This is a genomic window from Nocardia sp. NPDC051929, assembly GCF_044548645.1.
Taxonomy (GTDB): Bacteria; Actinomycetota; Actinomycetes; order Mycobacteriales; family Mycobacteriaceae; genus Nocardia; species Nocardia sichangensis.
The window spans coordinates 102,980-124,778 of the sequence record NZ_JBIUCG010000027.1 but is presented as its reverse complement, the minus strand read 5'-3'; the positions used below and the strand labels follow the sequence as shown (position 1 = coordinate 124,778).

Annotated in this window: 23 protein-coding genes; 10 read left to right on the top strand and 13 right to left on the bottom strand. The window is 68.1% G+C overall.

The window, feature by feature from the left end; translation table 11 throughout:
- Positions 1 to 14 precede the first annotated feature (14 nt).
- Entirely contained in the window at positions 15 to 857 is an 843-nt protein-coding gene (locus ACIHAX_RS31670; RefSeq protein WP_397281303.1) for an acyl-ACP desaturase, read from the top strand.
- Positions 858 to 918: 61 nt separating this feature from the next.
- On the opposite strand, the gene ACIHAX_RS31665 is transcribed toward ACIHAX_RS31670, so the two are convergent.
- On the bottom strand, positions 919 to 1,386 hold the full coding sequence (locus ACIHAX_RS31665; RefSeq protein WP_364435623.1) for a PaaI family thioesterase: 468 nt from the start codon (positions 1,384 to 1,386) through the stop codon (positions 919 to 921).
- A 176-nt stretch (positions 1,387 to 1,562) separates the two neighbouring features.
- On the opposite strand from ACIHAX_RS31665, the gene ACIHAX_RS31660 reads away from it, so the two are divergent.
- Positions 1,563 to 2,594 (top strand): DUF2293 domain-containing protein, encoded by a 1,032-nt coding sequence (locus ACIHAX_RS31660; RefSeq protein WP_364435626.1) that lies wholly within the window; start codon positions 1,563 to 1,565, stop codon positions 2,592 to 2,594.
- 30 nt (positions 2,595 to 2,624) lie between these two features.
- Here ACIHAX_RS31660 and ACIHAX_RS31655 read toward each other — a convergent pair whose 3' ends face one another.
- Entirely contained in the window at positions 2,625 to 3,029 is a 405-nt protein-coding gene (locus ACIHAX_RS31655; RefSeq protein WP_355076538.1) for a hypothetical protein, read from the bottom strand.
- Between the two features lie 483 nt (positions 3,030 to 3,512).
- Here ACIHAX_RS31655 and ACIHAX_RS31650 point away from each other — a divergent pair, with 483 nt between their 5' ends.
- The 4 genes from ACIHAX_RS31650 to ACIHAX_RS31635 all read left to right on the top strand — a co-directional run bounded on the left by ACIHAX_RS31650 (position 3,513) and on the right by ACIHAX_RS31635 (position 6,722).
- Positions 3,513 to 4,673, top strand: a complete 1,161-nt coding sequence (locus tag ACIHAX_RS31650; RefSeq protein ID WP_355076540.1) for a lipase family protein — start codon at positions 3,513 to 3,515, stop codon at positions 4,671 to 4,673.
- Between the two features lie 135 nt (positions 4,674 to 4,808).
- Positions 4,809 to 5,135, top strand: coding sequence for a plasmid stabilization protein (locus ACIHAX_RS31645; protein WP_397281300.1), 327 nt, complete (start codon positions 4,809 to 4,811; stop codon positions 5,133 to 5,135).
- Positions 5,136 to 5,177: 42 nt separating this feature from the next.
- Positions 5,178 to 5,420, top strand: coding sequence for a hypothetical protein (locus ACIHAX_RS31640; RefSeq protein WP_355076543.1), 243 nt, complete (start codon positions 5,178 to 5,180; stop codon positions 5,418 to 5,420).
- 240 nt (positions 5,421 to 5,660) lie between these two features.
- Positions 5,661 to 6,722 (top strand): NAD-dependent epimerase/dehydratase family protein, encoded by a 1,062-nt coding sequence (locus tag ACIHAX_RS31635; protein WP_355076545.1) that lies wholly within the window; start codon positions 5,661 to 5,663, stop codon positions 6,720 to 6,722.
- Here the strand turns inward: ACIHAX_RS31635 and ACIHAX_RS31630 are convergent, their stop codons facing one another.
- Positions 6,723 to 7,331 carry a TetR/AcrR family transcriptional regulator gene (locus tag ACIHAX_RS31630; RefSeq protein WP_356965583.1) on the bottom strand — a complete coding sequence of 203 codons (609 nt, stop codon included), beginning with the start codon at positions 7,329 to 7,331 and terminating at the stop codon, positions 6,723 to 6,725.
- Positions 7,332 to 7,395: 64 nt separating this feature from the next.
- Here ACIHAX_RS31630 and ACIHAX_RS31625 point away from each other — a divergent pair, with 64 nt between their 5' ends.
- Positions 7,396 to 8,265: an alpha/beta fold hydrolase gene (locus ACIHAX_RS31625; RefSeq protein WP_397281298.1), complete on the top strand. Its 870-nt coding sequence runs from the start codon at positions 7,396 to 7,398 to the stop codon at positions 8,263 to 8,265.
- A 10-nt stretch (positions 8,266 to 8,275) separates the two neighbouring features.
- Here the strand turns inward: ACIHAX_RS31625 and ACIHAX_RS31620 are convergent, their stop codons facing one another.
- A complete protein-coding gene (locus ACIHAX_RS31620; protein WP_355076551.1) occupies positions 8,276 to 9,403 on the bottom strand; it encodes an acyl-CoA dehydrogenase family protein in 1,128 nt (375 codons plus the stop codon).
- Between the two features lie 137 nt (positions 9,404 to 9,540).
- Between ACIHAX_RS31620 and ACIHAX_RS31615 the strand changes: the two genes are divergently transcribed.
- Together ACIHAX_RS31615 and ACIHAX_RS31610 are read left to right on the top strand one after the other, a co-directional pair.
- Positions 9,541 to 9,915 carry a MerR family transcriptional regulator gene (locus ACIHAX_RS31615; protein ID WP_355076553.1) on the top strand — a complete coding sequence of 125 codons (375 nt, stop codon included), beginning with the start codon at positions 9,541 to 9,543 and terminating at the stop codon, positions 9,913 to 9,915.
- Positions 9,912 to 10,775 (top strand): TIGR03619 family F420-dependent LLM class oxidoreductase, encoded by an 864-nt coding sequence (locus ACIHAX_RS31610; protein ID WP_364435640.1) that lies wholly within the window; start codon positions 9,912 to 9,914, stop codon positions 10,773 to 10,775. The genes ACIHAX_RS31615 and ACIHAX_RS31610 overlap by 4 nt, the downstream gene beginning before the upstream one ends.
- A gap of 32 nt (positions 10,776 to 10,807) precedes the next feature.
- On the opposite strand, the gene ACIHAX_RS31605 is transcribed toward ACIHAX_RS31610, so the two are convergent.
- Together ACIHAX_RS31605 and ACIHAX_RS31600 are read right to left on the bottom strand one after the other, a co-directional pair.
- Positions 10,808 to 11,308: a flavin reductase family protein gene (locus tag ACIHAX_RS31605; RefSeq protein WP_355076557.1), complete on the bottom strand. Its 501-nt coding sequence runs from the start codon at positions 11,306 to 11,308 to the stop codon at positions 10,808 to 10,810.
- Between the two features lie 360 nt (positions 11,309 to 11,668).
- Complete coding sequence (locus ACIHAX_RS31600) at positions 11,669 to 12,997, bottom strand: MFS transporter (protein WP_364435645.1); 1,329 nt, start codon at positions 12,995 to 12,997, stop codon at positions 11,669 to 11,671.
- Positions 12,998 to 13,057: 60 nt separating this feature from the next.
- Here ACIHAX_RS31600 and ACIHAX_RS31595 point away from each other — a divergent pair, with 60 nt between their 5' ends.
- Entirely contained in the window at positions 13,058 to 14,005 is a 948-nt protein-coding gene (locus ACIHAX_RS31595) for a hypothetical protein (RefSeq protein WP_364435648.1), read from the top strand.
- Positions 14,006 to 14,044: 39 nt separating this feature from the next.
- Here ACIHAX_RS31595 and ACIHAX_RS31590 read toward each other — a convergent pair whose 3' ends face one another.
- From ACIHAX_RS31590 to ACIHAX_RS31560, 7 genes are all read right to left on the bottom strand, one after another.
- Positions 14,045 to 15,271 carry a cytochrome P450 gene (locus tag ACIHAX_RS31590; RefSeq protein ID WP_364435651.1) on the bottom strand — a complete coding sequence of 409 codons (1,227 nt, stop codon included), beginning with the start codon at positions 15,269 to 15,271 and terminating at the stop codon, positions 14,045 to 14,047.
- 10 nt (positions 15,272 to 15,281) lie between these two features.
- Positions 15,282 to 16,451: a cytochrome P450 gene (locus tag ACIHAX_RS31585; RefSeq protein WP_364435654.1), complete on the bottom strand. Its 1,170-nt coding sequence runs from the start codon at positions 16,449 to 16,451 to the stop codon at positions 15,282 to 15,284.
- Between the two features lie 296 nt (positions 16,452 to 16,747).
- Complete coding sequence (locus ACIHAX_RS31580; protein WP_397281294.1) at positions 16,748 to 18,040, bottom strand: cytochrome P450; 1,293 nt, start codon at positions 18,038 to 18,040, stop codon at positions 16,748 to 16,750.
- 298 nt (positions 18,041 to 18,338) lie between these two features.
- Positions 18,339 to 19,568 (bottom strand): cytochrome P450, encoded by a 1,230-nt coding sequence (locus ACIHAX_RS31575; RefSeq protein WP_364435660.1) that lies wholly within the window; start codon positions 19,566 to 19,568, stop codon positions 18,339 to 18,341.
- A 13-nt stretch (positions 19,569 to 19,581) separates the two neighbouring features.
- Entirely contained in the window at positions 19,582 to 20,853 is a 1,272-nt protein-coding gene (locus ACIHAX_RS31570; protein WP_356965394.1) for a cytochrome P450, read from the bottom strand.
- The gene (locus ACIHAX_RS31565; protein ID WP_355076568.1) at positions 20,850 to 21,455 is read right to left on the bottom strand and encodes an ATP/GTP-binding protein; all 606 of its coding nucleotides are present in this window, start codon (positions 21,453 to 21,455) and stop codon (positions 20,850 to 20,852) included. Before ACIHAX_RS31565 ends, ACIHAX_RS31570 begins: the two co-directional genes overlap by 4 nt.
- On the bottom strand, positions 21,430 to 21,780 hold the full coding sequence (locus ACIHAX_RS31560; RefSeq protein ID WP_039805398.1) for a DUF742 domain-containing protein: 351 nt from the start codon (positions 21,778 to 21,780) through the stop codon (positions 21,430 to 21,432). Before ACIHAX_RS31560 ends, ACIHAX_RS31565 begins: the two co-directional genes overlap by 26 nt.
- Positions 21,781 to 21,799: the final 19 nt, after the last annotated feature.

Sequence of the window (21,799 nt, the reverse complement as noted above, 5' to 3'; positions counted from 1 at the left end):
CGCAGGAGCGACAGATGAACATCGAATCGGCGCTGATTCCCGTCGACGAAGTGGTCGCGGCCGTCGACGGTTTCCTCGCGGCCTCGCCCGCCACGCGCGCCTGGGACGTGGAGACCGCCTTCGACTGGTCCCGCGCCGACGCGGGCCGCCTCACCGAAGGCCAGCGGTCCGCGGTCCAGTTCGTCACCCTCATCGAGGACCATCTGCCCGGCTACTTCGACGTCTACCACCGCTATTTCCCGGTGGACGACACCGTCGACCGGGACGCGTTCGCGCACAACCGCGAGCTCTACCACTTCACGGTCCGCTGGGCGCTGGAGGAGGACACCCACGCACGCGCGCTGAGCCGCTACCAGGTGGCGTCCGGGATGGCCGAGCGCGGCGCCCTGCGCGCCGAGCTGGCGATCGAGGGGCAGAAACCGTTCGACCTGCCCTACCGGCATCCGGTGCAGTTCTTCGCCTACGCGCTGGTGCAGGAGAAGGCGACGCAGATGTACTACCAGCACCTGCGCGAGGTGGTGAACGATCCGGTGCTCGGGGCGGTGCTGGCGCGGCTGTCGCGCGACGAGGCGCGGCATTTCAGTTTCATGGCCGACGTGGTCGGCCGCTACCTGCGGGTGCACGGCGACGCCGCCGTGGAGCCGATCCGGGAGGTGATCGCCACCTTCCGCATGCCCTTGGCCGACACCATGCGCGGCTACTGGCGGTGGGCGCTGAAGATCGCCGACGTGGCCTCCTACGACCACACCGAGGCCTACGAGCACCTGGTGAAGGTGATCGACCGCGCGGTGGACGCCCGCAGCGACCGCCTCGACGAATTGGTGCGCTTCATCGACGAATGCCGATCACTGGCCTGAGCTTCGACACCGGACGGCCCGGCTCCCGATCGTGTTCCGGGAGCCGGGCCGTCCGCTGTGCTCAGTGTTCGGGCGGCAAGACCAGGATCGTGGTCGAACCGTGCGCGATCAGCTTGCCGTTCGCGTCGGTGATCCGGCCCTCCGCCGTCGCGGTGCGCCGCCCGACGTGCACGGCGTTGGCCTCGCAGGTCAGCCGGGAACCGTCCAGCGTCACCGACCGGATGAAGTTCACCTTCAACTCCAATGTCGTGTAGGCCACGCCGTCACCGAGTTCGGTGAAGACGGCGCTGCCCATCGCCGTGTCCATCAACGTGGCCAGCACACCGCCGTGCACGGTGAACATCGCGTTGATCGTGGCCGGGTTCGGGTCGAGGTAGTACCGGGTGTAGCCGTCGCCCGCGGTTTCCAGTCGAATGCCCAGAGATGCGCCGACGCCTAGGTTTTCGCGAAGTCCCCGCTCGAAAACCGTGGTCAGTTCGGTGACACGGGACGCGACGGTTCCGTTGGCGTGAGTGTCGATGCTGGTCATGGCTCTTCCTCCCTGCGAACGTTGCCCCGCTATTCGACCAGTGCCCGATGAACGCCACCCGACGGCATCCGCTTGCATACCGACATTCGATCGGGTGATAGGACACTTTTTCGCAGCGAATCCGCCGCATCGGCACCGTCCTGCGCCCATCGCGGCGTGCGCTAGGGTTCGAACTCGTGTCCAAGCTGCGGCGACGGGTGGTCGAGGCTGCGGAAGCGGCGCTGGCCCAACGCAAATACGTGTCGGCGGTCGATGTGTTCGCCGTTCTGGGGTGGGTGCGGTCCGGCCAGGTCGATCGCTGGCGACAGGGGCAGGCGCCGTCGCTGGAGCAGGTCACGGCGGTGGACGGGCGACGAATGCTCGAAGCGGCGGATCTGCTGGGCGAGTGGGCCCGCGAGCACGGGCTGAACGCGAGCACAGCGGCGTATCTGTCGAGCGGCCGCGACCGCGAGGCGTTGCGGTTCGTCGACGACGGCGACGACACGGTGTTCCGGGTGCACTGGCTCTCGGCGGAACTCAGCCCGGCGCGGCGCGAGCAGGTCGTCCAGCGCCAGAACCGGGCCCCGGATCTGACGGTGGTCGAGGCCGCCGAACCTTGGACGTGCGCGGAATGCGCCGAGAGCGGCTCGTATCTGATCACCTCCGCGGCCGGGCCGCTGTGCCTCACCTGTTCGGACCTGGATCATCTGGAGTTCCTGCCGGCCGGGAACGCGGCGTTGAGCCGGCGCGCCAAGAAGGAGAGCACCCTCGCCGCCGTGGTCGTCCGCTTCAACCGGCGGCGCAAACGCTACGAACGGCTGGGCATCCTCGTCGAGGAAGCCGCCCTCACCCGCGCCGAACAGCAATGCCTGGCCGACGAAGAGGCCCGTTCCCGCCGCCGCGACCGCGACCGTGTGCGCCGCGCCGCCGAGGACGTCGAATACCGCGCCCGAATGTCCGACGAGATCCGGCGGCTGTTCCCCCGCTGCCCCGCCGACCGCGCCACCGAGATCGCCGAACACGCCGCCGCCCGCGGCAGCGGCCGCGTAGGCCGCACCGCCGCCGCCAAACTCCTGTCCGCCGAAGCGCTCACCCTCGCCGTGATAGCTTCCATCCGCCACCGCGACACCGACTACGACCATCTCCTCATGACAGGTATCCCCCGCTCGGAGGCCAGGGCTCGTATCCGACCCACCGTCGACCGCGTCCTCGAAAGCTGGCGCGGTTGAGGCGGCGCTAGGTGGCATCGCGTGGTCAGGTCATTTTTCGGCCCCGTCTCCCGCAGGCACCGGCGAACGACGGGCATGCTCGGCCACCCAGACGCCGACGCCGATCGCTCCGGCGACCGGCCACGAGACCAGTCCGGTGACCGCCGCCGCCCCGAGCCCGCCGAAATAGAGCAACGACTCCCGGTCCGGTACTCGATTGAGCACCGCCGTGGTCGCCGAGGAAACACCGGTCGCCACGCTGCGCGGCCCGGGCGGCAGCGGAACTCGCGCCATCCGCATCCCGAGCGTCGGAACCGGGACACGCACCCCGCCGCGCTCTGCGGTCGCGGTGTCGGAGCCGGTCGGCGCTTCGGTCTCGGTGGGCGGCGCGGAACGTGCCTTCTCCGGTGATTCGGAACCGGACTCGCGGACCTTCTCGGTTGCTGTCTTGGCCATGACCGCTCCTTCCTGCGCCCTGCACCTCGTCGCTGTGTATGTGATCCAGCCAAGCCGTGCTCGCCCCGCATCGCAACCCCTCGTCGGGATGCGTTCGGTCGCGAAGTGACAAACGAACGGACACCGCCGGACGTTCGCGGCCATGGCCGACGGCGGATCGGATGCCCAGCGCGGATGTGCGGTCTCCGCTTCGGACCCTGGGATTCTCCCAGTAGTGGCTGTTCAGTTGCTATGCATCACGATACCCACAATGAAGCGCCCCAAAATCGCCAGTTATCTTCGAGGCCAGTGGATTTTTCGCGCATTCACGAACTCATCACTTCAGGTTGCTGATAGTTTGCCGACGATGCACTCTTATGCCCGCCACTGTTCGGCGAATGCGGCGAACTACCCCTGGAGGTCAAGGTCGTGACTCGTCCGTTTCTTCGTTTGCTCGGCAGTAAACGCATCGGTTCCGCCCGTGCCATCGGCGCGTGCTGCGGAATGGCAGTCACTCTTCTGCTCGGGACGGCGGCAACCGCGGACCCGCTCTATCCGCAGCCCGATCCGGACCCGTTCTACGCCGCGCCCGCCGATCTGGCGGCGCACCGTCCCGGTGACATACTCGACGCGCGCGTCTTGCCACCGCTTCCGCTGTTCCCCGGCGCCACCGTCCGGTTGGTCGAGTTCCGGTCCACGAATTCGCGGGGCGCGCCGATCTCGGCGACGACAACGATCCTCACCCCCCTCGGCCAGCGGCCCGGCATGCCGCTGCTGTCGTACCAGCACTTCATCAACTCGCTCGGCACGCACTGCGCGGTGTCGCACCTGCTCTACCACAACGATCCGAACCTGTCGCTGACGACGCCGATGTTGAACGTCATGCTGGCGCAGGGCTGGACGGTAGCGCTGCCGGACCATCTCGGTCCGCAGTTCGCGCTCGGCGCCGGGCGTTTGGGCGGCCAGATCACGTTGGACGGTATCCGCGCGGCCAAACAGCTACCCGAACTCGGCTTGCAGAGCAGTCCGACCGCGCTGGCCGGTTACTCCGGCGGCGGTCTCGCCACGGCATGGGCGGCCGAGCTGCAACCGACCTACGCGCCCGACCTGCGGCTCGCGGGCGCGGCCATCGGCGGTGCCCCGATGAACCTGGTGACGATGGCCAAAGCGTTGGGTTTCGAACCGCATCCGGCGTTCGGCCTGGCCATGGCGACGGCGATCGGCCTGGAACGGGAGTACCCGGACCGTGTGCCGACCAGCCAATCACTCAACGAGCGCGGTCTGGCGCTTCGCGACCAGATGGCCAACAGCTGCACCAACGACATCCTCGCCGCGGGCGTGAACGGCAGCGCGCGCGACTATGTGACCTCCACGTCGGTCTTCGACACTCCGGCCGCATGGTCGGTGGTCGAGGAGAACAGTGTGGAGCTCTACCCGAGCGCCCCGGAAATCCCCATTTTCGAATGGCATTCACCTAGCGATGGGCTGATTCCGATCGATGCCATCGACAACACCAATCGCCATTGGTGCTCGGCCGGGGTGCCCGTGCAGACACTGCGCGTGGCCGACGTGGAGCATCTGACCGCAGCGGTCCTCGGCGCCCCCTCGGTGCTGCCGTGGCTCCAAGGCCGGGTTCGCGGCGAGCCCGCGCCCAGCACCTGCTGACGTCAGCTCACCACCTCCCGGAGTAGCGGTCGCGCTCTCGGAAGCTTCGGATGGCCGGGCCCGGCGGACGATTCGGACCCGATCCGGATTGCGCGGAGATTCCCGGGGTAGACCGCAGATACAGGAGGTGATGACATGCCGAAGGCTTGGACCGACAAGCAGGAACGCCAGTACGAGCACATCGCGGACTCGGCGAAATCCCGGGGCGCGAGCACCGGGCGCGCGAAGGAGATCGCAGCTCGCACGGTCAACAAGAACCGTGCCCAGTCCGGACAATCCAAGACCGCGAGCAAGACGTCGACCGACGACAAGTCCCCGCAGCAGCGCGGTGGTCAGCGTTCGCACAGCGGCGCCCAAGGGCCGACCCGTGACCAGCTGTACAACGAGGCCAAGAAGCGCAAAGTCGAAGGCCGCTCGAAGATGACGAAGAAGGAGCTGGCGCACGCGCTCGGACGGGACTGACGCGACGCGCGGCTCGGCGACGAAGAAGCGAAAGGAGTGGAGATGACCAAGCAGCAGGAAACGGGCACCATCACCGGCACCAGGGACAAGGACTACAACCTGATCTGGTTCGTCGAGGCGTCCCTCGAGAACGCACTGCGTCTGGACACGTTCATCCAGGACGCGGAACGCGCCGGAGACACCGAGCTGGTGGAGTTCTTCCGCAAGGCGCAGGCCGACAGCCGCAAGGGCGGCCGGATGGGTAAGGAACTGCTTGCCAACCGTCTCGCCCAATCGAATATGTGACGTTTAGCAGACGAGCGGCGGACGGGAGCCCGAGTGGGTTCCCGTCCGCCGCTGGTTCGCAGGTCGTCCGGATGCGCACCGGCCCGTCGTGACGCGGTCCTGGCCGCGCCTTCGGGCTACCGCACCCGGCGGTCGCCGGGCCCGGCCGGGAAGAATCCGATTCACCGGTCTACCGCGGTGTCGTCGCCGACATCCTGGGTAAGTCGCTCTCGAACCTCGTCACCGAGCCAAGGAGCAGATATGCGCGTCGTCGTGGTCGGTGCCACCGGAAACGTCGGAACGAGCGTGCTGGAGACACTGTCGGCCGAAGCGGGAGTCAGTTCGATCGTGGGGATCGCGCGGCGCGTGCCGGGCATCCCTCGCCCGGGTGTGGAGTGGGTGCGCGCGGATGTGCGAACCGACGACCTGGAGTCCCATTTCCACGGAGCCGACGTGGTCGTGCATCTGGCATGGCTGTTCCAGCCCACCCATCAGCCCATGGTCACGTGGCGCGCCAATGTCGGCGGCACGGAACGCGTGCTGCGCGCCGTCGCCGCGGCGCAGGTCCCCGCGTTGGTCTACGCCTCCTCCGTCGGCGCCTACTCCCCGTGCCAGAGCGACGAGCCGGTGCCGGAGAGCTGGCCGACCGACGGCTGGCCACCCGCCGCTTATATGCGGGAGAAGGCTTACGTCGAAAGGCTGCTCGATCGGTTCGAGGCCGAGAATCCGGATCGCCGCGTGGTTCGCATGCGTCCGGCGTTCATCTTCCGCAGGCACACCGCCAGTCAGCAACGGCGTCTGTTCGCCGGTCCGCTGTTGCCGAACCGCCTGATGCGGCCGGGCCTCCCGCCGATCCTGCCGATTCCGCGCGGACTGCGGTTCCAGGCGGTGCACAGCGCCGACGTCGGACGCGCGTACGCGCTCGCGATCGCGACCGATGCCCGTGGCCCGTTCAACCTGGCCGCGGAGCCGGTGATCGATCGCTCCTGGCTGGCCGCGGTCTTCGATGCCCGGGTGGTGTCCGTTCCGCCCTCGGTGATCCGCGCCGCACTCGCGATGGGCTGGCACGCGCGGACACTGCCCGCTACGCCGGACCTGTTGGACGGGGTGATGCACCTGCCGATCATGGACACCGGCCGCGCGCGGGCGGAGCTGGGCTGGACTCCTCGGTTCACCGCCGTCGACGCACTCCGGCACCTGATCTCCGGGTTGCGGGCGGGCGCGGGGGAAGACACCCCGCCGCTGGCCAGCGACGCGGGCGGGCCATGGCGCTGGAAGGAGTTCACCTCGGGAGTCGGTGGCCGCGAAATCGGCGTCGGCTAGTCACTCGGCCGAGTGCGCGGCGCGCTGACCGCGCGCCCCGGCCAGTACCTGTTCGATACGGGCACTCGTGGACCGGCCGGCCGCGTGCAATGGTTCCGTCGAGCGCAGCGTGCGGCTGAGGACGAAAGCGCCCTCGAGGCTCGTGAGAACGGCGAGGATGAGATCGCGAGCGTCCGCCGTGGACAGGCCGCGGCGGACGAAGTAGTCGGTGCCCTCGTCGATCCAGGAGGCGATGACTTCGGCGGCGACGTCGCGCAGCGCGGGTTCGCTGTCGGCGATCTCACCCGCGACGGTGCCGACCGGGCACATGTTGATCCAGCCGGTCTGCTCGATCTGTTCGGCGGCCGCCGCGAAGGCGGCGGGTATCGCTTCGCGCAAGTCGTCGTGTGCGTCGAGCAGCAGCGGGAGCAACTGGATGTACGCGGCCCCGGACGTGCGCAGCGCCGCGGCGGCGATCTGCGGTTTGCCCTCGGGAAAGTGGTGATAGAGCGACCCCATCGGAGCCTGAGCGGCGACGGTGAGTTGCTTGACGCTGGTACCCGCATAGCCCTGCGTGCGCATCAACTCGGCCATGGCGGTGACGAGGCGCTCCCGGGTGCTGGTTGACATTTTCTCGGTCACCCTTCCAGACTAGAGCAAACACTCTAGAGTGATCGCTCGAATGGAGTCGGACATGCCTGTGATCGAACTGCCCGCGGGACGGGTGCACTACGTCGAGCGCGGCGAGGGACCTCCGGTCGTCCTGCTGCACGGCCTCCTGATGAACCACACGGTCTGGGACCAGGTGATCGACGCCCTCCCCGAAGGCTTCCGGTACCTGTTGCCGGACCTGCCGCTCGGCGCCCATCCCCTGCCGCTGCGCCCCGGCGTCGACCTGAGTTTGCGCGGCCTGAACCACCTGATCGCCGACTTCCTCGCCGCACTCGACCTGCGCGAGGTCACGCTCGTACACAGCGATTGGGGCGGTGCGCTGTTCCTCACCGCCTACGGGTTGGACGAACGCGTCGGCAGGCTGATCGTGCTGCCGTGCGAGGCGTTCGACAACTTCCCGCCCGGCCTGCCGGGCAAGATGGCCACCGTCGCCCCTCACCTCCCGGGCGGCATCTCGCTGGCGCTGCGGCAGTTGCGCGTTCGGTGGCTGCGCCGCTCGCCGTTGCTGTTCGGCTGGATGGCGCGGCGCCCATTGCCCGATGCGCTGGTGCGCGGCTGGACCGAGCCGGGGCTGCGCGACGCACGGATCCGGCGGGACCTGCTCGCCTACACCAAGTCGGCGTTCCCGAAACGAGAATTGATCGCCCATACCGAAGCGCTGCGCGACTTCCGTGGAGACGCCCTGATCCTGTGGTCTTCGGCGGGCAAGGTGATGCCGCGCGAGCACGGCCCCCGGCTCGCGGAACTCATTCCCGCGGCCCGGCTGGTCGAAATCGATGACGCGTACGTACTGTCCATGCTCGACCAGCCCGCCGCCGTAGCCGAGGCGATGTCGGCGTTCCTGCTCGACAACCACACCGCACCGGGGCGTGACAAGCGCTCGCCGCGCTAGCGCCCGCGAGTCACGCTTCGTCCGGCACGCCGAGGACACCCCGCCCGATCACCCCGGCGATCACCTCCGTCGAATACGCCATGAGCTGGCCGGCCTGGGCATCGCGCAGATGACGTTGGATCGGCGACCGCTTCAGATATCCCGAGCCGCCGCCGACCCGAACGCCGAGCTGCGCCACGTCGACCGCCACCTTGTTCGCGAGGTACTTGGCTCGGGACAGGTTGTCGAAGAACAGCGCGATCCCATGGTCGGCCTGCCACAATGCCTGTTCGTAGAGCGCGTGCGCGGCGGCGAGCCGGGTTTGCGCGTCCGCGACCTCGTACTGCACCCACTGCTGGTGCGCCAAGGGCTTGCCGAGAATTTCCCTGGTGCGCGCGTGTTCCACCAGCGCGTCCAGCGCGGCATCGGCGATGCCGAGCGAAATCGCGGGAAGCCCGGCCGGGATCACCGCGAAATCTCCCGGACGCGGCGCGCGGCCGCGGTACTCGGCACGCAGCACAGTGTCGTCGAACGCGAGCAGCTGGCTGCGGGTGGCGCGCAGGCCGAGAGTGTCCCAGATCGGGACGATCGATACCGTTTCGTCGGGGACCACGCCGAAGAAAGCGGGTTCCCCCGCCACGAGCGCGTTGACCAGCAGATAATCGGCGATCTCGCTGCCGGAGACGAACCGCTTCGCCCCGCTCAGCAACCACCCGCCCGCGGTCGGCTCGGCGACGTGCTGCGGCTGGAGGAAGCGGTTTCCGCTCGCCGGTTCGGACAACGCGTTCGCGAAGCGCTTACCCGCCCGCAACTCGTCGGCGAAGAACGATCCCGAACTCTCGCCGGTGAATTCCGCGAGGGCGACGCCCGCCCCCGCGTGCATGGTCCAGATCGTCGCGGTGGACGGATCGGCTCGAGCCAGGATTCTGACGAGACGACCGAGGCCAAGGTAGCTCAGGCCCGCGCCACCGGACGATTCGGGCAGCACCGCGTCATCCGCGCCGGCCTCGTGCAACGCGTCCAGATGCTCGACGGCGAGCTCGGCGCGCTCGTCGTAGTCGGCCGCCACGGCCGCGAATCCGGTCGCCAAGTCGGCGACCCGGTCGAGCAATTCCCGCTCGCCGTCGCGGACCGGAACGATGAAATGCGCATTCGTCACGAAATGCTCTCTGGTCGAGGGGAATCGGCGAGCGAAGCTCGCCGGCTGATCTCCCCCGAGGGTACGCAGCCCGCGCCGACTTGCCTTGACGTCGACGAGAAGGTTTAGCGTGGCGGTAGCGGAGACAAGGAGGACGGATGCGCATCGGCGAACTGGCGGAGCGGGCGGGCACCAGCACGCGCGCCTTGCGTTACTACGAGGAGCACGGTTTGGTGCGGCCGCACCGCGCCGCCAACGGTTACCGCTCGTACGACGACGCGGAGGTGCTGATCGTGGCGCAGATCCGCGAACTGCTCGGCGCGGGCTTCGATCTCGACGACATCCGTCCGTTCGTCGCCTGCCTGCGGGCGGGCAACGGCTCCGGAGACGTCTGCCCGGACTCGGTGTCCACCTTGCGGCGCAAGCTGTCCGAGGTCGATTCGTACCTGGCGCGGCTGGAGCGAGTACGGGGTCAGCTGCACGAGCGGCTCGCGGCGGCCTGCGAGTTCGACCGGATCGAGGAGCCGCGGTGAGGTTCGCGGTCAGCTACAGCACTCCCTTCTTCGGCGTCGACCCGGACCGGTTGATCGCCTACGCCCAGCACGCCGAGCGCTGCGGATTCGAAGCGATCTACCTGCCCGAGCACGTCGCGCTGTACCCGGGCGCCGCGGTCGGACCGATGGAGATCACGCCCTCGGTGCCGTTCGCCGACCCCCTCGACGCGCTGAGCTTCGTGGCCGCAGCGACCGAGCGGATCCTGCTCGGCACCGCGGTGCTGCTATTGCCCTACCACCATCCGGTGGTGCTGGCCAAACGCCTCGCGACGATCGACGTGCTGTCCAAGGGACGGATGCGCCTGCTCACCGTGGGGGTGGGAACCCTGCCCGGGGAGGCACAGGCCGTCGGCGTCGATTTCGCCTCCCGAGGCCGCCGCGCCGACGAGGCCATCGATGTGCTGCGATTGCTGTGGTCCGGCGGTGCGGACGGGGTGAGCTTCGAAGGCGAGTTCTTCCGGTTCGAGAACCTGTGCAGTTATCCGAAACCCCTCGGCGGCGACCTGCCGATCCATGTCGGTGGATCGAGCCGCGCCGCGGCGCGGCGCGCCGGTTCCCGCGGCGACGGTTACTTCCCGGGCGGGGTGCTCGGGCCCACCGAACGCGCCGCCCAGCTGGAGATCGCCCATACCGCGGCCGCTGCGGCGGGCCGGGATCCCGGCGCGTTCGAGTACACGCGCTGGGGATCTATCGACATGCCGGTCGAGCGGGTCGAGGGACTGGCCGAACAGGGTGTCACGCGCATCGTGGTGAGCGCGAGCACAGGGGACCCTGAGCAAGCCAGAGACGAGTTGTCCGCCTTCGCCGAACGATTCGAACTTGCGAACGCACTGAAATAGCTTTCGCGCCCGGGCGGCGGTCCCGAACCAACTCAGACGGTATGGCCCGCAACCAGATCCGCTACCGAGTGGTAATGCAGCGTCTCCGCGGTGGGCCGCAGCACGGCGCCGTCCTCGGGTTCCAGCAGCATCCCGACGTGATCACCGAGGTCGTAGCGGTCGCGGATACGAGCGACGAACCAGCTGGGCACCGTGCTGAGCACCGGGATGCCGCCCGGACCCGGGCGCCAGTCGCAGTGCACGAACTTGTCGATGTCGTCGCCGGTCTCACCGCCGAAAAGCCGTGCGAGGGAAACTTGTTCGCTGCCGAGCAAATGCACCGCGAGCCGGTCGGCGTGCTGCGCGACCCGATAGGTGTAGTTCTTCTTGGACAGGCCGATCAGGAACCGGCGCGGCTCGATGCTGACCTGCGTCGCGAAGCCGACGAGACAACCGGCGCGCCGGCCGTCCGCCTGCACGGTGACCAGCAGCACGGGATAGTCCGCCGCCGCGACCACCGCGTCGAACACTGCGGTCCGGTCTTCGGTAGCCATCGGTCCTCCCAGCGTGATGCGGCGTCTTCCCCGGATGCCCGCGCGACCGTCGCGCAAACATGCCGGAACGAGCAGCGCTCACCCTACAACCGCGGCGGCAAGTCGTCTGAGACGCCGACGTCGGCAAGGGTGAGACGCCCGTACGACGGCCCGGTAGATCAGCCCTTTCCGATCTACATTGCCGTGGATGATAGTCCACCACAACGACTTCCGGGCCGACACTGAAAACGCATGGTGGCGGTCGCCACATTGCGAGCGCATCTCTGCATACGGCCTGGCCCTCACCTCGGCGGCCGCGGTTCGGCGGCACGGATCGTGCCACGGACTCGGCGGCGAGCGAGGCCATGGGCAGGCCGAGGATCACAGATCCGCGTTCCGGTCGACGGCAGCGTCGCCGGTTCGCCGCCGCAGCGTCATGACGCCCGCCGCGGCGGCGATCATGCACAAACCCACCACCCAGAGCCCGGCGCGCTGGCTGCCGGTCACGTCCTTCAGCCCACCGGTGACGTACGGCGCGACGAAACCGCTGACGTTGCCGACCGAGTTGATCAACGCGATGCCGCCCGCCGCCGCCGCGCCGGACAGGAAGGTGCCGGGCAGGGCCCAGAACGTCGGCAGCGCCGCGAGCACGCCCACCGCGCACACCGTGACCGCGATCATCGCGGCGAACGGATCGCCGAGATACAGCGCCACCGGGATGGCGAGACCGCCCAGCAGCGCGGGCAGGGCGACGTGCCGAGCCCGCTCACCGGTCCGGTCGCCGTGCCTGCCCCACCACACCATCACCACGGCCCCGACGAGGTAGGGCACCGCATTGATCAGTCCGCGCTGCACCACCGAATAGTGCGTTCCGTATTGCTGCTGGAAGCCGTCGATGATCGTCGGCAGGAAGAATCCCAGCGCATACAGGCCGTAGACGATGCCGCCGTAGACGAAGGCGAGGCCGAGCACCCGCGGATGGGTCAGCGCACGACGCACCGTCCAGTGCTCCGCGCGCCGCAACGTGGCCTGCTCCGCGGCGAGTTCGCGAATCAGCCATTCACGTTCGGCGGAGGCCAGCCAGCCCGCCTGCTCGGGACGGTCGGTCAGATAGAACCAGGTCGCCACCGCCAGCGCGACGGCGGGCAACCCCTCGACCAAGAACATGAAACGCCAACCGCTGAGCCCGAAGACGCCGTCGCCGTATCGAATGATCAAGCTGGACACCGTCGCGCCCAACGCGGTGGACATGGGCACCGCGGTCATGAACAACGCGACGATCCGCGCCCGTTGCGCCTGCGGGTACCAATAGGTCAGATAGAGCAGGATGCCGGGAAAGAAGCCCGCCTCCACCACACCCAGCAGGAACCGCAGGAGATACAGCACGGTGGCGTCGGGTACGAAGGCCATCGCCGTGGCCACCAGCCCCCAGGTGGCCATGATCCGGGCGATCCAGCGCCGGGCGCCGAACCGGTGCAGCGCCAGGTTGCTCGGCACCTCCAGCAGCAGGTATCCGACGAAGAAGATGCCGGAGGCGAATCCGAACGCGGTCTCGGTGAGCCCGAGCTCGGTCTTCATGCCGCTCGGCCCGGCGAACCCGATGTTCACCCGGTCCAGATAGTTGACGAAGTACAGCAGCCCGAGAAAGGGCAGCAGGCGAATCGTGACCTTGCGCAGCGTCGTGTCTGCCGCCTCGGCGGTGGAAACCATCTGCGCACTCTCGGCTCCGGACGGCCGCGTCGTCAAGGGCGGCGCAGTAAAATCCGTCCCATGGCGGTTACCTGGCCGGACGAGGTGGACGACGTTCTCGGCGGCGATCTGACCTGCGCCGCAGCGTATGTGACGCCCGCGGGCGGCGCGGTGGTGTCGGCGGTGTCGCCGATCGGGCTGCGCGACCGGGCCGCGGGCACGGTGGGGTTCACGACTTCACTCGGGTTCGGACGCAAGCTGGAGCGAATGAAGCGGGAACCCAAAGTGGCGCTGGCATATCACGCGCGCGAGCACGGCATCGGAAGCCGGGAAAACTCGCGATTCGTGCTGGTGCAGGGCACCGCGGCGTTCGACCCGACGCCCGACCAGGAGGCGCTGGACCGCCTCGGCGCCCAGGCCACGCCCTACCTGGGCGCACCGCGGCGCGGTGTGTTCTGGGACCGGTGGCTGCGCGCCTACTACGCCGATCGAGTGGTCGTGACCGTGACCGTCGACCGCATCGTCGTATGGCCGGACCTCGACGCGGCGGGCACGCCCGAGATCCTCGGTGCCGCAGCGCCTTCTGTCGAACCAGCGACACAGCAGCCTCCGGCGAAGGGGACGGGCCCCCGGGTGGACGTCGCCCGGACCGCGGCCCAGGCGACGAAGCTGCCGCACCGGCTGCTCGGCTACCGGCAGGCCGACGGCTACCCGGCGGTCGTCCCGGTGCAGGTGACGGGGTCGAGCGCCGACGGTGTGCGGTTGACCGTCCCGGCGGGCCTGCCGCAAGGCGGACGCCGCGCCGGGCTGCTGGCCCACGAGTATCGGTCCCAGTTGATCGGCTTGGAATCGCGGCAGAACACCGGCTGGCTCGAGGTTTCCGGCACCGAGGCGGTGTACGCGCCGCACACCGCGTCCGGATTCAAAGCGCCGCCGAACAAGACGATTTTGTTGCTGGGCAACGGTTTTCTCGCCCGGCGCGGACTCGCGAAGGCACGCAAGTCCGGCCTGGTCGAAGCATTGCGCTGAACCGCGCCCCCGGCAGCGACCGGAGGCGCGGGCCAGCCCCTAGTCCGCCGCCAGGTACACCGGCAGCCTGGCGTGCCCGTTGGAGATGAAACTGGACACGCTCCCGAGTTCGGCGGGATCGGCCGCCAGGCGCAGGTTCGGGAAGCGCTGGAAGAGCGCGGGCAGGGCGACCTCGGCTTCCAGCCGCGCCAGGGGTGCGCCCAAGCAGTGATGGGCCCCGTAGCCGAATGCCAGATGTTCCTTGCTCGCTCGCCGCACGTCGAACTCGCTCGCGGTGGGGCCGTGCAGTTTCGGATCGCGATTGGCCCCGGCGTAGGAGGCGAGAATCGGTTCGCCCTTGGCGATGCGCAGGCCGTCGATCTCGATGTCGTCGGCGGCGAAGCGCAGCGGCAGGTGCGCCACCGGCGCCTCGTACCGCAGCGCCTCCTCGATCAGATCGGACCAGGCCGCACGCCCCTCGGTCACCTCGGCACGCTGGTCCGGGTGGGTCAGCAGCGCGAAGACGGCCTGATCGAGCAGGTTGACCGTGGTCTCGTGCCCCGCGCTGATGACAAGCAACAACGTGTCGATCAACTCCTGCTCGGTCAGCTGCGAGCCGTCCTCCTCGTCCCGGTGCGAGATCAGCAGGCTGGTCATGTCGTCACCGGGTGTCTCCCGCCGATAGGCGACGAGCTCACCCAGGATCCGGTACATCTCCATGTAGTTCGCCTGGGACTCCTCGGGCCCGAGCGACGTATCGAAGATGCCGTCGACGCATGTGCGCAGACCGGCGTTCAGGTATTCCGGAACGCCCATCAGCGCGCTGATGACCTGGATCGGCAGCGGGTAGGCGAAACCTTCCCTGAGATCGACCGCTTCGCCCGCCGGCGTCGCGGCGAGCGCGCCGAGCAGGTCCGTCGTGATCTGCTCGACCATCGGGCGCATCGCTTGGGTGCGGCGGTGCGTGAAGGCGGGCGCGACGAGTTTGCGCAGCCTGCGGTGGTCGGCACCGTACGCGGTGAACATGTTGTTCACCGCGACCCACGGCAACAACGGCCAGTCCTGGGGTATCTCGCCGTTGATCAACGCGGGCCAGTGCTGCTTGCCGTCCTTCGACACCCGGGGATCGGCCAGCAACCGCTTGAGCACGTCGGCGTCGGTGACCGACCACGCTCGCACGCCGCCCGGCAATTCGACCGGGGTCACCGGCCCGCGCGCACGAATACGGGCGGACTCACCCTGAATGTCGGCGCCCAGCGGGTCGAGGACCAGGGGTTGTGTGTCCATCGATGACTCCTTAGAAGACGGTCAGTGGAGGGGATTTCGGAAAGACGACCGGCAGGGACACCAGCGCACGGTGGAACGGTCCCGGCCGCCAGCTCAACTGACCGGGCTGCAGGCCCAACCGCATCTCGGGCAAGGCGTCGAGGATCTGATCGATCGCGTCCTGCACCACCAGGTACGCGGCCGACCGGGCGGGACAGGCGTGCGGGCCCACGCTCCACGCCAGATGGGCACGGCTGTCGGTGCGCTGCCCGACGCCGATCGCCGGGTCGTTGTTGCATCCGGCCATGCTGATCAGCACCGGCTGGTGCGCGGGTAGCCAGACATCATCGATGAGGATCGGCTGGCGCGGGAAGCTGACGCAGTAGTTCGCCATCGGCGGGTCGTTGAACAGCACCTCGTCGAGGGCGTCGCGCGTCGAGAGGCTGCCGCCGAGAAAGTCTCCCGCGAAACGTTCGTCGGTGAGCATCAGCAGCAGGGTATTGACGATGAGGTTCTGCATCGGCTCGATGCCCGCGCCGTAGAGCGTGACCAGCTGGTGGATCATCTCGACGTCGTCCAGCCCGGCCTCATGCTGCAACAGCCTGGACGTGATGTCGTCGCCGGAGTCCTTGCGCTTCATCTGCACGAGTTCGAACAGCGCGTCGGTGAGCATCGCGTTGCCCTTGTCCGCGTTGACGCCTTCGAAGATGGCGGCCATACCGGTCGCGACCTGCTGGCCGATGTCCGCCGGACAGCCGAGCATGGCATTGAGCACCGCGAAGCTGAGCGGGAACGCGTATTGGCTGATGAGATCCGCCGCGCCGTCCTCACAGAAGGCGTTGATCAGCGGGATGGCGATCTGCTCGACGGTTCCGTGCAGCGCGTGCAGGTCCACCCCGGCGATGCTGGCGACGTTCGCCTGGCGGTAGCGCAGATGCTCGAGGCCCGCACTGCGCAGCGCGTTCGGCCGCCACTCCAGCATCGGCAGGACCGGGCACTCGCCCGGAATGTCCTTCTGCCAGATCCGCGGATCGGCCGGGAAATGGTCGGGATCGTTGAGGATGCGCAGCGCGGTGTGGTAGCCGATCACAAGGGTGGCGGGCACGCCCGGCGACAGCTCGATCGGGACGAGCGAACCGAACTGGCGGCGCATTTCGCGGTATGCGTTGTGCGGATCTTCCGCGTATTCCTGCGAATACAACGGGTAACGAGGGCCGCTGGTGTCGATCGGCGATCCGTGCGAGACGGGGCACCCATTCGCGGAAGTGGACGGCGGGAAGTGTGGCGTGGTCAAAGACGAAACTCCAGAGGAACGAACATGCGACGAACGCGATCGACCGGGCGCGTGCGCGCCGCGACGGCGAAGGTCGGCGTGATGCGTGGGGATCGGTGACAGGCCGGCGCACACCCTCATCAGCTGTGTGCACGACGACCTCTGAGCGGCAACCTCCTTCTGGACGGGAACGCGGCGACGGCGGCTTGCCGGACGGAGCACGGCTACTGCGCCGCGCTCCCCTCCGGCTGCGGGACATAGACGGGCAGGGGCGGTGATTCCGGGAAGAGGACCGGCAGGGCGGTCAGCGATCGATGGAACGGACCCGGTCGCCAGGTCAGCTGCTCGGCAGGAACACCCAACCGCATCTCGGGCAGCGCGTCGAGCAGCTGATCGATGGCGTCCTGGGCGATCAGATAGGCCACCGACCGGGCCGGACAGGTGTGCGGCCCGACGCTCCAGGCGAGATGAGCGCGATTGTCGGTGTAGGCGCCCGTGTTGATCGCGGGGTCGTTGTTGCATCCGGCCATGCTGATGACCACCGGCTGGTGCGCGGGTAGCCAGACGCCGTCGATCAGCATCGGCTGTCGCGGGAAGGTGACGCAGTAGTTCGACAGCGGCGGGTCGGTGAACAACACCTCGTCCAGCGCGTCCCTGGTCGACAGGCTGCCGCCGAGGATGCCGCCCGCGAAACGCTGGTCGGTGAGCATCAGGCGCAGGGTGTTGACGATCAGATTCTGCTGCGGCTCGATCCCCGCGCCGTACAGCATCAGCACCTGCTGGACCATCTCCTCGTCGTCGAAATCGACAGGGTGCCGCAGTATCCGGGAAACGATGTCGTCGCCTGGATGGGCTCGCTTGAGCGCCACCAGGTCCGACATCGCCTCGTTGAACATCGCATTGCCCTGCTCGGCGTCCACGCCCTCGAACATGGCGGCCAGTCCCATCGCCGCCCGCTGCCCGATTTCCGGCGGGCAGCCGAGCATCGCGTTGATCACCGCGAACGCGAGCGGGAACGCGTATTGCGAGATCAGATCGGCGGAGCCGTCGCCGCAGAATGTGTTGATCAGTGGGACGGCGATCTGCTCCACCGTGTTGTGCAGCGCGAACTGGTCGATCTCATCGATGCCCGCCACCGTGGCCTGCCGGTACCGGGCGTGCTCCAGGCCGGAGTTGCGGATCGCGGCCGGACGCCACTCGAGCAGCGGCAGGACCGGACAGTCACTGGGCACGGTCTGCTGCCAGGTCCGCGAATCGGCGGGAAAGTGGTCGGGATCGTTCAGGATGCGCACCGCGGTGTGATATCCGATCACCAGCGTCGCGGGCACGCCGGGCGACAGTTCCACCGGCACCAGCGAACCGTATCTCGCGCGCGCTTCTCGATAGACACGGTGTGGATCCGCCGCGAAATCGTCCGAGTACAGAGCGACCCGGGGTCCGTCGGAGCCGACCGGTGAACCGTGCGGGACCGGGCAGCCGGTGGAGAAGGACGATGTCGAGGACTGTGGGTGGGTCAAAACGTGACTCCAAAGTCGGAACGTTCGACGAGCAGGGTGGGCACACGACAAGCGCCCCGGAGCCCGGGAAGCGAATTGCCATGCGAGCGTTGCGAATTCGACACTACGTCGAATTCCGCTGCAGCAGAGCATATCTCGTGTGCCGAAACGGTGCGATCGTGCGTGTTCCCAAGCGCGTACGCCGACGGTGGAACACCTCCGCCCGCGTATCCCCGAGGGACACGCGGGCTGTCGAGTCCCGGCGCGGGACAGCTGAGCGCCCATGCCGGGTGTGATCGAGATGTTCTTCCCGGCCGACCTACTCCGTCGCCTCCAAGAACACCGGCAGTTCGGAATGACCGTTGGAGATGAAGCTGAGCACGGTGCCCAGCTCGGACGGATCGACCGCGAGGCGCATGTCCGGGAAGCGGCGGAAGATGGCCGGAAGGGCGATCTCGGCTTCCATCCGGGCCAGCGGCGCGCCCAGGCAATGATGCGCCCCGTAACCGAAGGCCACATGATCCTTGACCGAGCGCCGCAGGTCGAACTGGTCGGCGTTCGGACCGTGCACCTTCGGATCGCGGTTGGCCGCCACGTAGGAGGCCAGGATCGCCTCCCCCTTGGGAATACGGACGTCGGCGATATCGATGTCCTCGACGGCGTAGCGCAGCGGCAGGTGCGCGACCGGCGCCTCGTAGCGCAGCGACTCCTCCACCACATCCGACCAAGGGATCCGCCCCGCCACCACGTCGGCGCGCTGGTCCGCACGGGTGAGCAACGCGAAGATGGCCTGATCCAGCAGGTTCACCGTCGTCTCGTGCCCGGCGTTGATGACCAGCATCAGGGTGTCGACGAGTTCCTTCTCGGTCAGCTGTGAGCCGTCCTCCTCGTCCCGGCTGGCGATCAGGACGCTCGTGATGTCGTCGCCGGGCGCCTCCCGCCGGTACGCCACCAGTTCGCTGACGAGCCGGTACATCTCCAGGTAGTTGGCCTGGGCCTCCTCCGGACCGAACGAGGTGTCGAAGAATCCGTCGACACATTTCCGCACGCCTGGGCCCAGATGCTCGGGCACACCCATCAGCTCGGTGATGACCTGGATCGGCACCGGATACGCGTAACCCTCACGCAGATCCACGGCCGTGCCGCGCGGGGTCGCGGCCAACTCGTCGAGCAACTCGGCGGTGATCGCTTCGATGCGCGGTCGAAGCGCCACCGTACGACGGTGCGTGAACGCGGGGGCGACCAACTTGCGCAGCCGCCGATGCTCGGCGCCGTAGGCGGTGAACATGTTGTCGACCGCCACCCACGGGTGCAGCGGCCACTCCTCGGTGATCTCGCCGTTCATGAACGCGGCCCAGTGCTGCCTGGGGTCCTTCGAGACGCGCGGGTCGGCCAGAAGACTCTTGAGCACGACGGCATCGGTGATCGACCACGCCGGCACCCCGCCGGGCAGTTCCACCAGGGCCACCGGCCCACGCTCGCGCAGCCGCGCCGCTTCGCCTTGGATATCGGAACCGGTCAGATCCAAGACTATCGGCTCTTGCGACATCGGACGCTTCTCCTTACACCATGTTCAACGGAGGGGACTTGGGGAAGACGACCGGCAGGGCCGCCAACGCCCGGTGGAATGGGCCGGGCCGCCAGACCACTTCGTCCGCGGGCACGGCCAGCTGCATTTCGGGGAGTGCGTCGAGCAGCTGGTCGATGGCTTCTTGCACGACCACGGACGCGACGGACTTCGCGGGGCAGGCGTGCGGGCCGACCGCCCACGCCAGATGCGAGCGATTACCGGTGCGGTCGCCGCCGCGGATCGCCGGATCGTTGTTGCACCCCGCCAGGCTGATCAGCACCGGCTGGTGCGCGGGCAACCAGACGTTGTCGATCAGGATGGGCTGGCGCGGATAGGTGATACAGAAGTTCGCCATGGGGGGGTCGTTGAACAACACCTCGTCCAGCGCGTCACGCGTCGACAGCGCGCCGCCGAGCATGTCGCCACCGAAACGGTCGTCGGTGAGCATCAGCAGCAGGGTGTTGGTGATCAGGTTCTGCTGCGGCTCGATCCCGGCGCCGTAGAGGCTGATCAGGTTCGACAGCATCTCCTCGTCGTTCAGGCGGGCCGGGTGATGCGCCAACCGGGACGTGACGTCGTCGCCCGGCTCCGCGCGGCGCTGGTGGATCAGCTCCATCAGCGCCTCGGAGAGCATCTGCATGCCCTTGGCCGCCTCGACGGTGTCGAAGAGCATCGCCATGCCGGTGGCGACCCGCTGCCCCAGTTCCGTCGAACAGCCGACGATCCGGTTGAGCACTTCGAAGACGAGCGGGAACGCGTACTGGGTCACCAGATCGGCGGACCCCGCCTGGCAGAAGGTATTGATCAGCGGAATCGCGATGCGCTCTACCATCGAGTGCACCTCGTGCAGGTCGATGGCGTCGATGCTCGCGACGTAGGCACCCCGGTAGCGGGCATGCGCCGCGCCGCTGTTGCGCAGCGCGTTCGGGTACCACTCCATCATCGGACGGATGGGCGAGTCCTCGGGGATGTTCTTCTGCCAGATGCGCGGATCGGCGGGGAAGTGCTCGGGATCGTTGAGGATCCGCACGGCTTCCTGATAGCCGATCACCAGCGTGGCGGGCACCCCTGGCGACAGTTCGATCGGGACCAACGAACCGTGGCGCCTGCGCATTTCCCGGTAGATCCCGTGGGGGTCGGCCGCGAATCCTTCAGCATAGAGCGGAATTCTGGGACCGTCGGTGTCGATCGGCGATCCGTGTGCGACCGGGCAGGCGCCGCTGGATAGGTGCCCGGGGTGGGTCGAGGACTGGGACGTGGTCAAATGCGAGACTCCAAACGGTGGAACAAGAATTCGACTAGCGTGATCAGCGAACGCAGGCACGTGCCTCGGTCCCGGGCGTCCAGTGACGTCAGGGGAGTCCCGGGTTCCAGGTCGAGGGCATCGCGCACCTCGTCGAGCGGGTAGGGCCGGGCGCCTTCGAACTGGTTGACGGCGACCGAATACGGGACGCCGCGCTCCTCCAGCACCGAGAGGACCTCGTCGGACTTCTCGATGCGGCGGGTGTCCACCAGCACGAGCGCGCCGAGCGCACCGCGGGCCAGCTCCTCCCACAAGGGGACGAAACGCTGCTGACCCGGAGTGCCGAACAGGTAGAGCGCCAGTTTGGGACTGAGCGTGATGCGGCCGAAGTCCATCGCGACCGTGGTCTGCGACTTGCCGGGCAGCCCCGCCATGTCGTCGACGCCGACACTGGCTTCGGTGATGGTCTCCTCGGTGCGCAGCGGTTTGATCTCCGAGACGCTGCTCACGAACGTGGTCTTGCCGACACCGAAGTTGCCGGCCACCAGCAGTTTCACCGAGCGGGTCACGGTCTCCGGCACGTAATCGACGGTGCGATCAGACGGCGAGAGCACGGAGCCCATTGAGTACCTCCTCCAGCAGAGCGATCTCCGGCAGGGACTCGGCCGGGGTGGGGGTGACCAGGTGCCCGCCGTCCATGAGATCGGACGCGACGATCTTCACGACGGACGGCGGAAGGTCGAGGTACGCAGCGATCTCCGCGATCGACAGCGCACCCCGACGGCTGCACAGGGCCATGACCCGGCGCGCATCGGGCGACGCGCCGGGGAGTGGATCTTTGGCGGTCAGGACCAAAGTAACCAGGTCCAGCTCGCGAGTGGGGCGCGTACGCCCTCCGGTGCGCACATAAGCCCGGACCAGGTCCGGATCGCGCCGCGGCTTGCTCATGACGGCACCTCGCTCTCGC

Excerpts from the sequence above, each read along its gene's own strand:
- ACIHAX_RS31670 (WP_397281303.1), top strand. The coding sequence starts at position 15 with ATGAACATCGAATCGGCGCTGATTCCCGTCGACGAAGTGGTCGCGGCC.
- ACIHAX_RS31665 (WP_364435623.1), bottom strand. The coding sequence starts at position 1,386 with ATGACCAGCATCGACACTCACGCCAACGGAACCGTCGCGTCCCGTGTC.
- ACIHAX_RS31655 (WP_355076538.1), bottom strand. The coding sequence starts at position 3,029 with ATGGCCAAGACAGCAACCGAGAAGGTCCGCGAGTCCGGTTCCGAATCA.
- ACIHAX_RS31650 (WP_355076540.1), top strand. The coding sequence starts at position 3,513 with ATGGCAGTCACTCTTCTGCTCGGGACGGCGGCAACCGCGGACCCGCTC.
- ACIHAX_RS31645 (WP_397281300.1), top strand. The coding sequence starts at position 4,809 with ATGCCGAAGGCTTGGACCGACAAGCAGGAACGCCAGTACGAGCACATC.
- ACIHAX_RS31640 (WP_355076543.1), top strand. The coding sequence starts at position 5,178 with ATGACCAAGCAGCAGGAAACGGGCACCATCACCGGCACCAGGGACAAG.
- ACIHAX_RS31635 (WP_355076545.1), top strand. The coding sequence starts at position 5,661 with ATGCGCGTCGTCGTGGTCGGTGCCACCGGAAACGTCGGAACGAGCGTG.
- ACIHAX_RS31630 (WP_356965583.1), bottom strand. The coding sequence starts at position 7,331 with ATGTCAACCAGCACCCGGGAGCGCCTCGTCACCGCCATGGCCGAGTTG.
- ACIHAX_RS31625 (WP_397281298.1), top strand. The coding sequence starts at position 7,396 with ATGCCTGTGATCGAACTGCCCGCGGGACGGGTGCACTACGTCGAGCGC.
- ACIHAX_RS31615 (WP_355076553.1), top strand. The coding sequence starts at position 9,541 with ATGCGCATCGGCGAACTGGCGGAGCGGGCGGGCACCAGCACGCGCGCC.
- ACIHAX_RS31605 (WP_355076557.1), bottom strand. The coding sequence starts at position 11,308 with ATGGCTACCGAAGACCGGACCGCAGTGTTCGACGCGGTGGTCGCGGCG.
- ACIHAX_RS31600 (WP_364435645.1), bottom strand. The coding sequence starts at position 12,997 with ATGGTTTCCACCGCCGAGGCGGCAGACACGACGCTGCGCAAGGTCACG.
- ACIHAX_RS31595 (WP_364435648.1), top strand. The coding sequence starts at position 13,058 with ATGGCGGTTACCTGGCCGGACGAGGTGGACGACGTTCTCGGCGGCGAT.
- ACIHAX_RS31590 (WP_364435651.1), bottom strand. The coding sequence starts at position 15,271 with ATGGACACACAACCCCTGGTCCTCGACCCGCTGGGCGCCGACATTCAG.
- ACIHAX_RS31575 (WP_364435660.1), bottom strand. The coding sequence starts at position 19,568 with ATGTCGCAAGAGCCGATAGTCTTGGATCTGACCGGTTCCGATATCCAA.
- ACIHAX_RS31565 (WP_355076568.1), bottom strand. The coding sequence starts at position 21,455 with ATGGGCTCCGTGCTCTCGCCGTCTGATCGCACCGTCGATTACGTGCCG.
- ACIHAX_RS31560 (WP_039805398.1), bottom strand. The coding sequence starts at position 21,780 with ATGAGCAAGCCGCGGCGCGATCCGGACCTGGTCCGGGCTTATGTGCGC.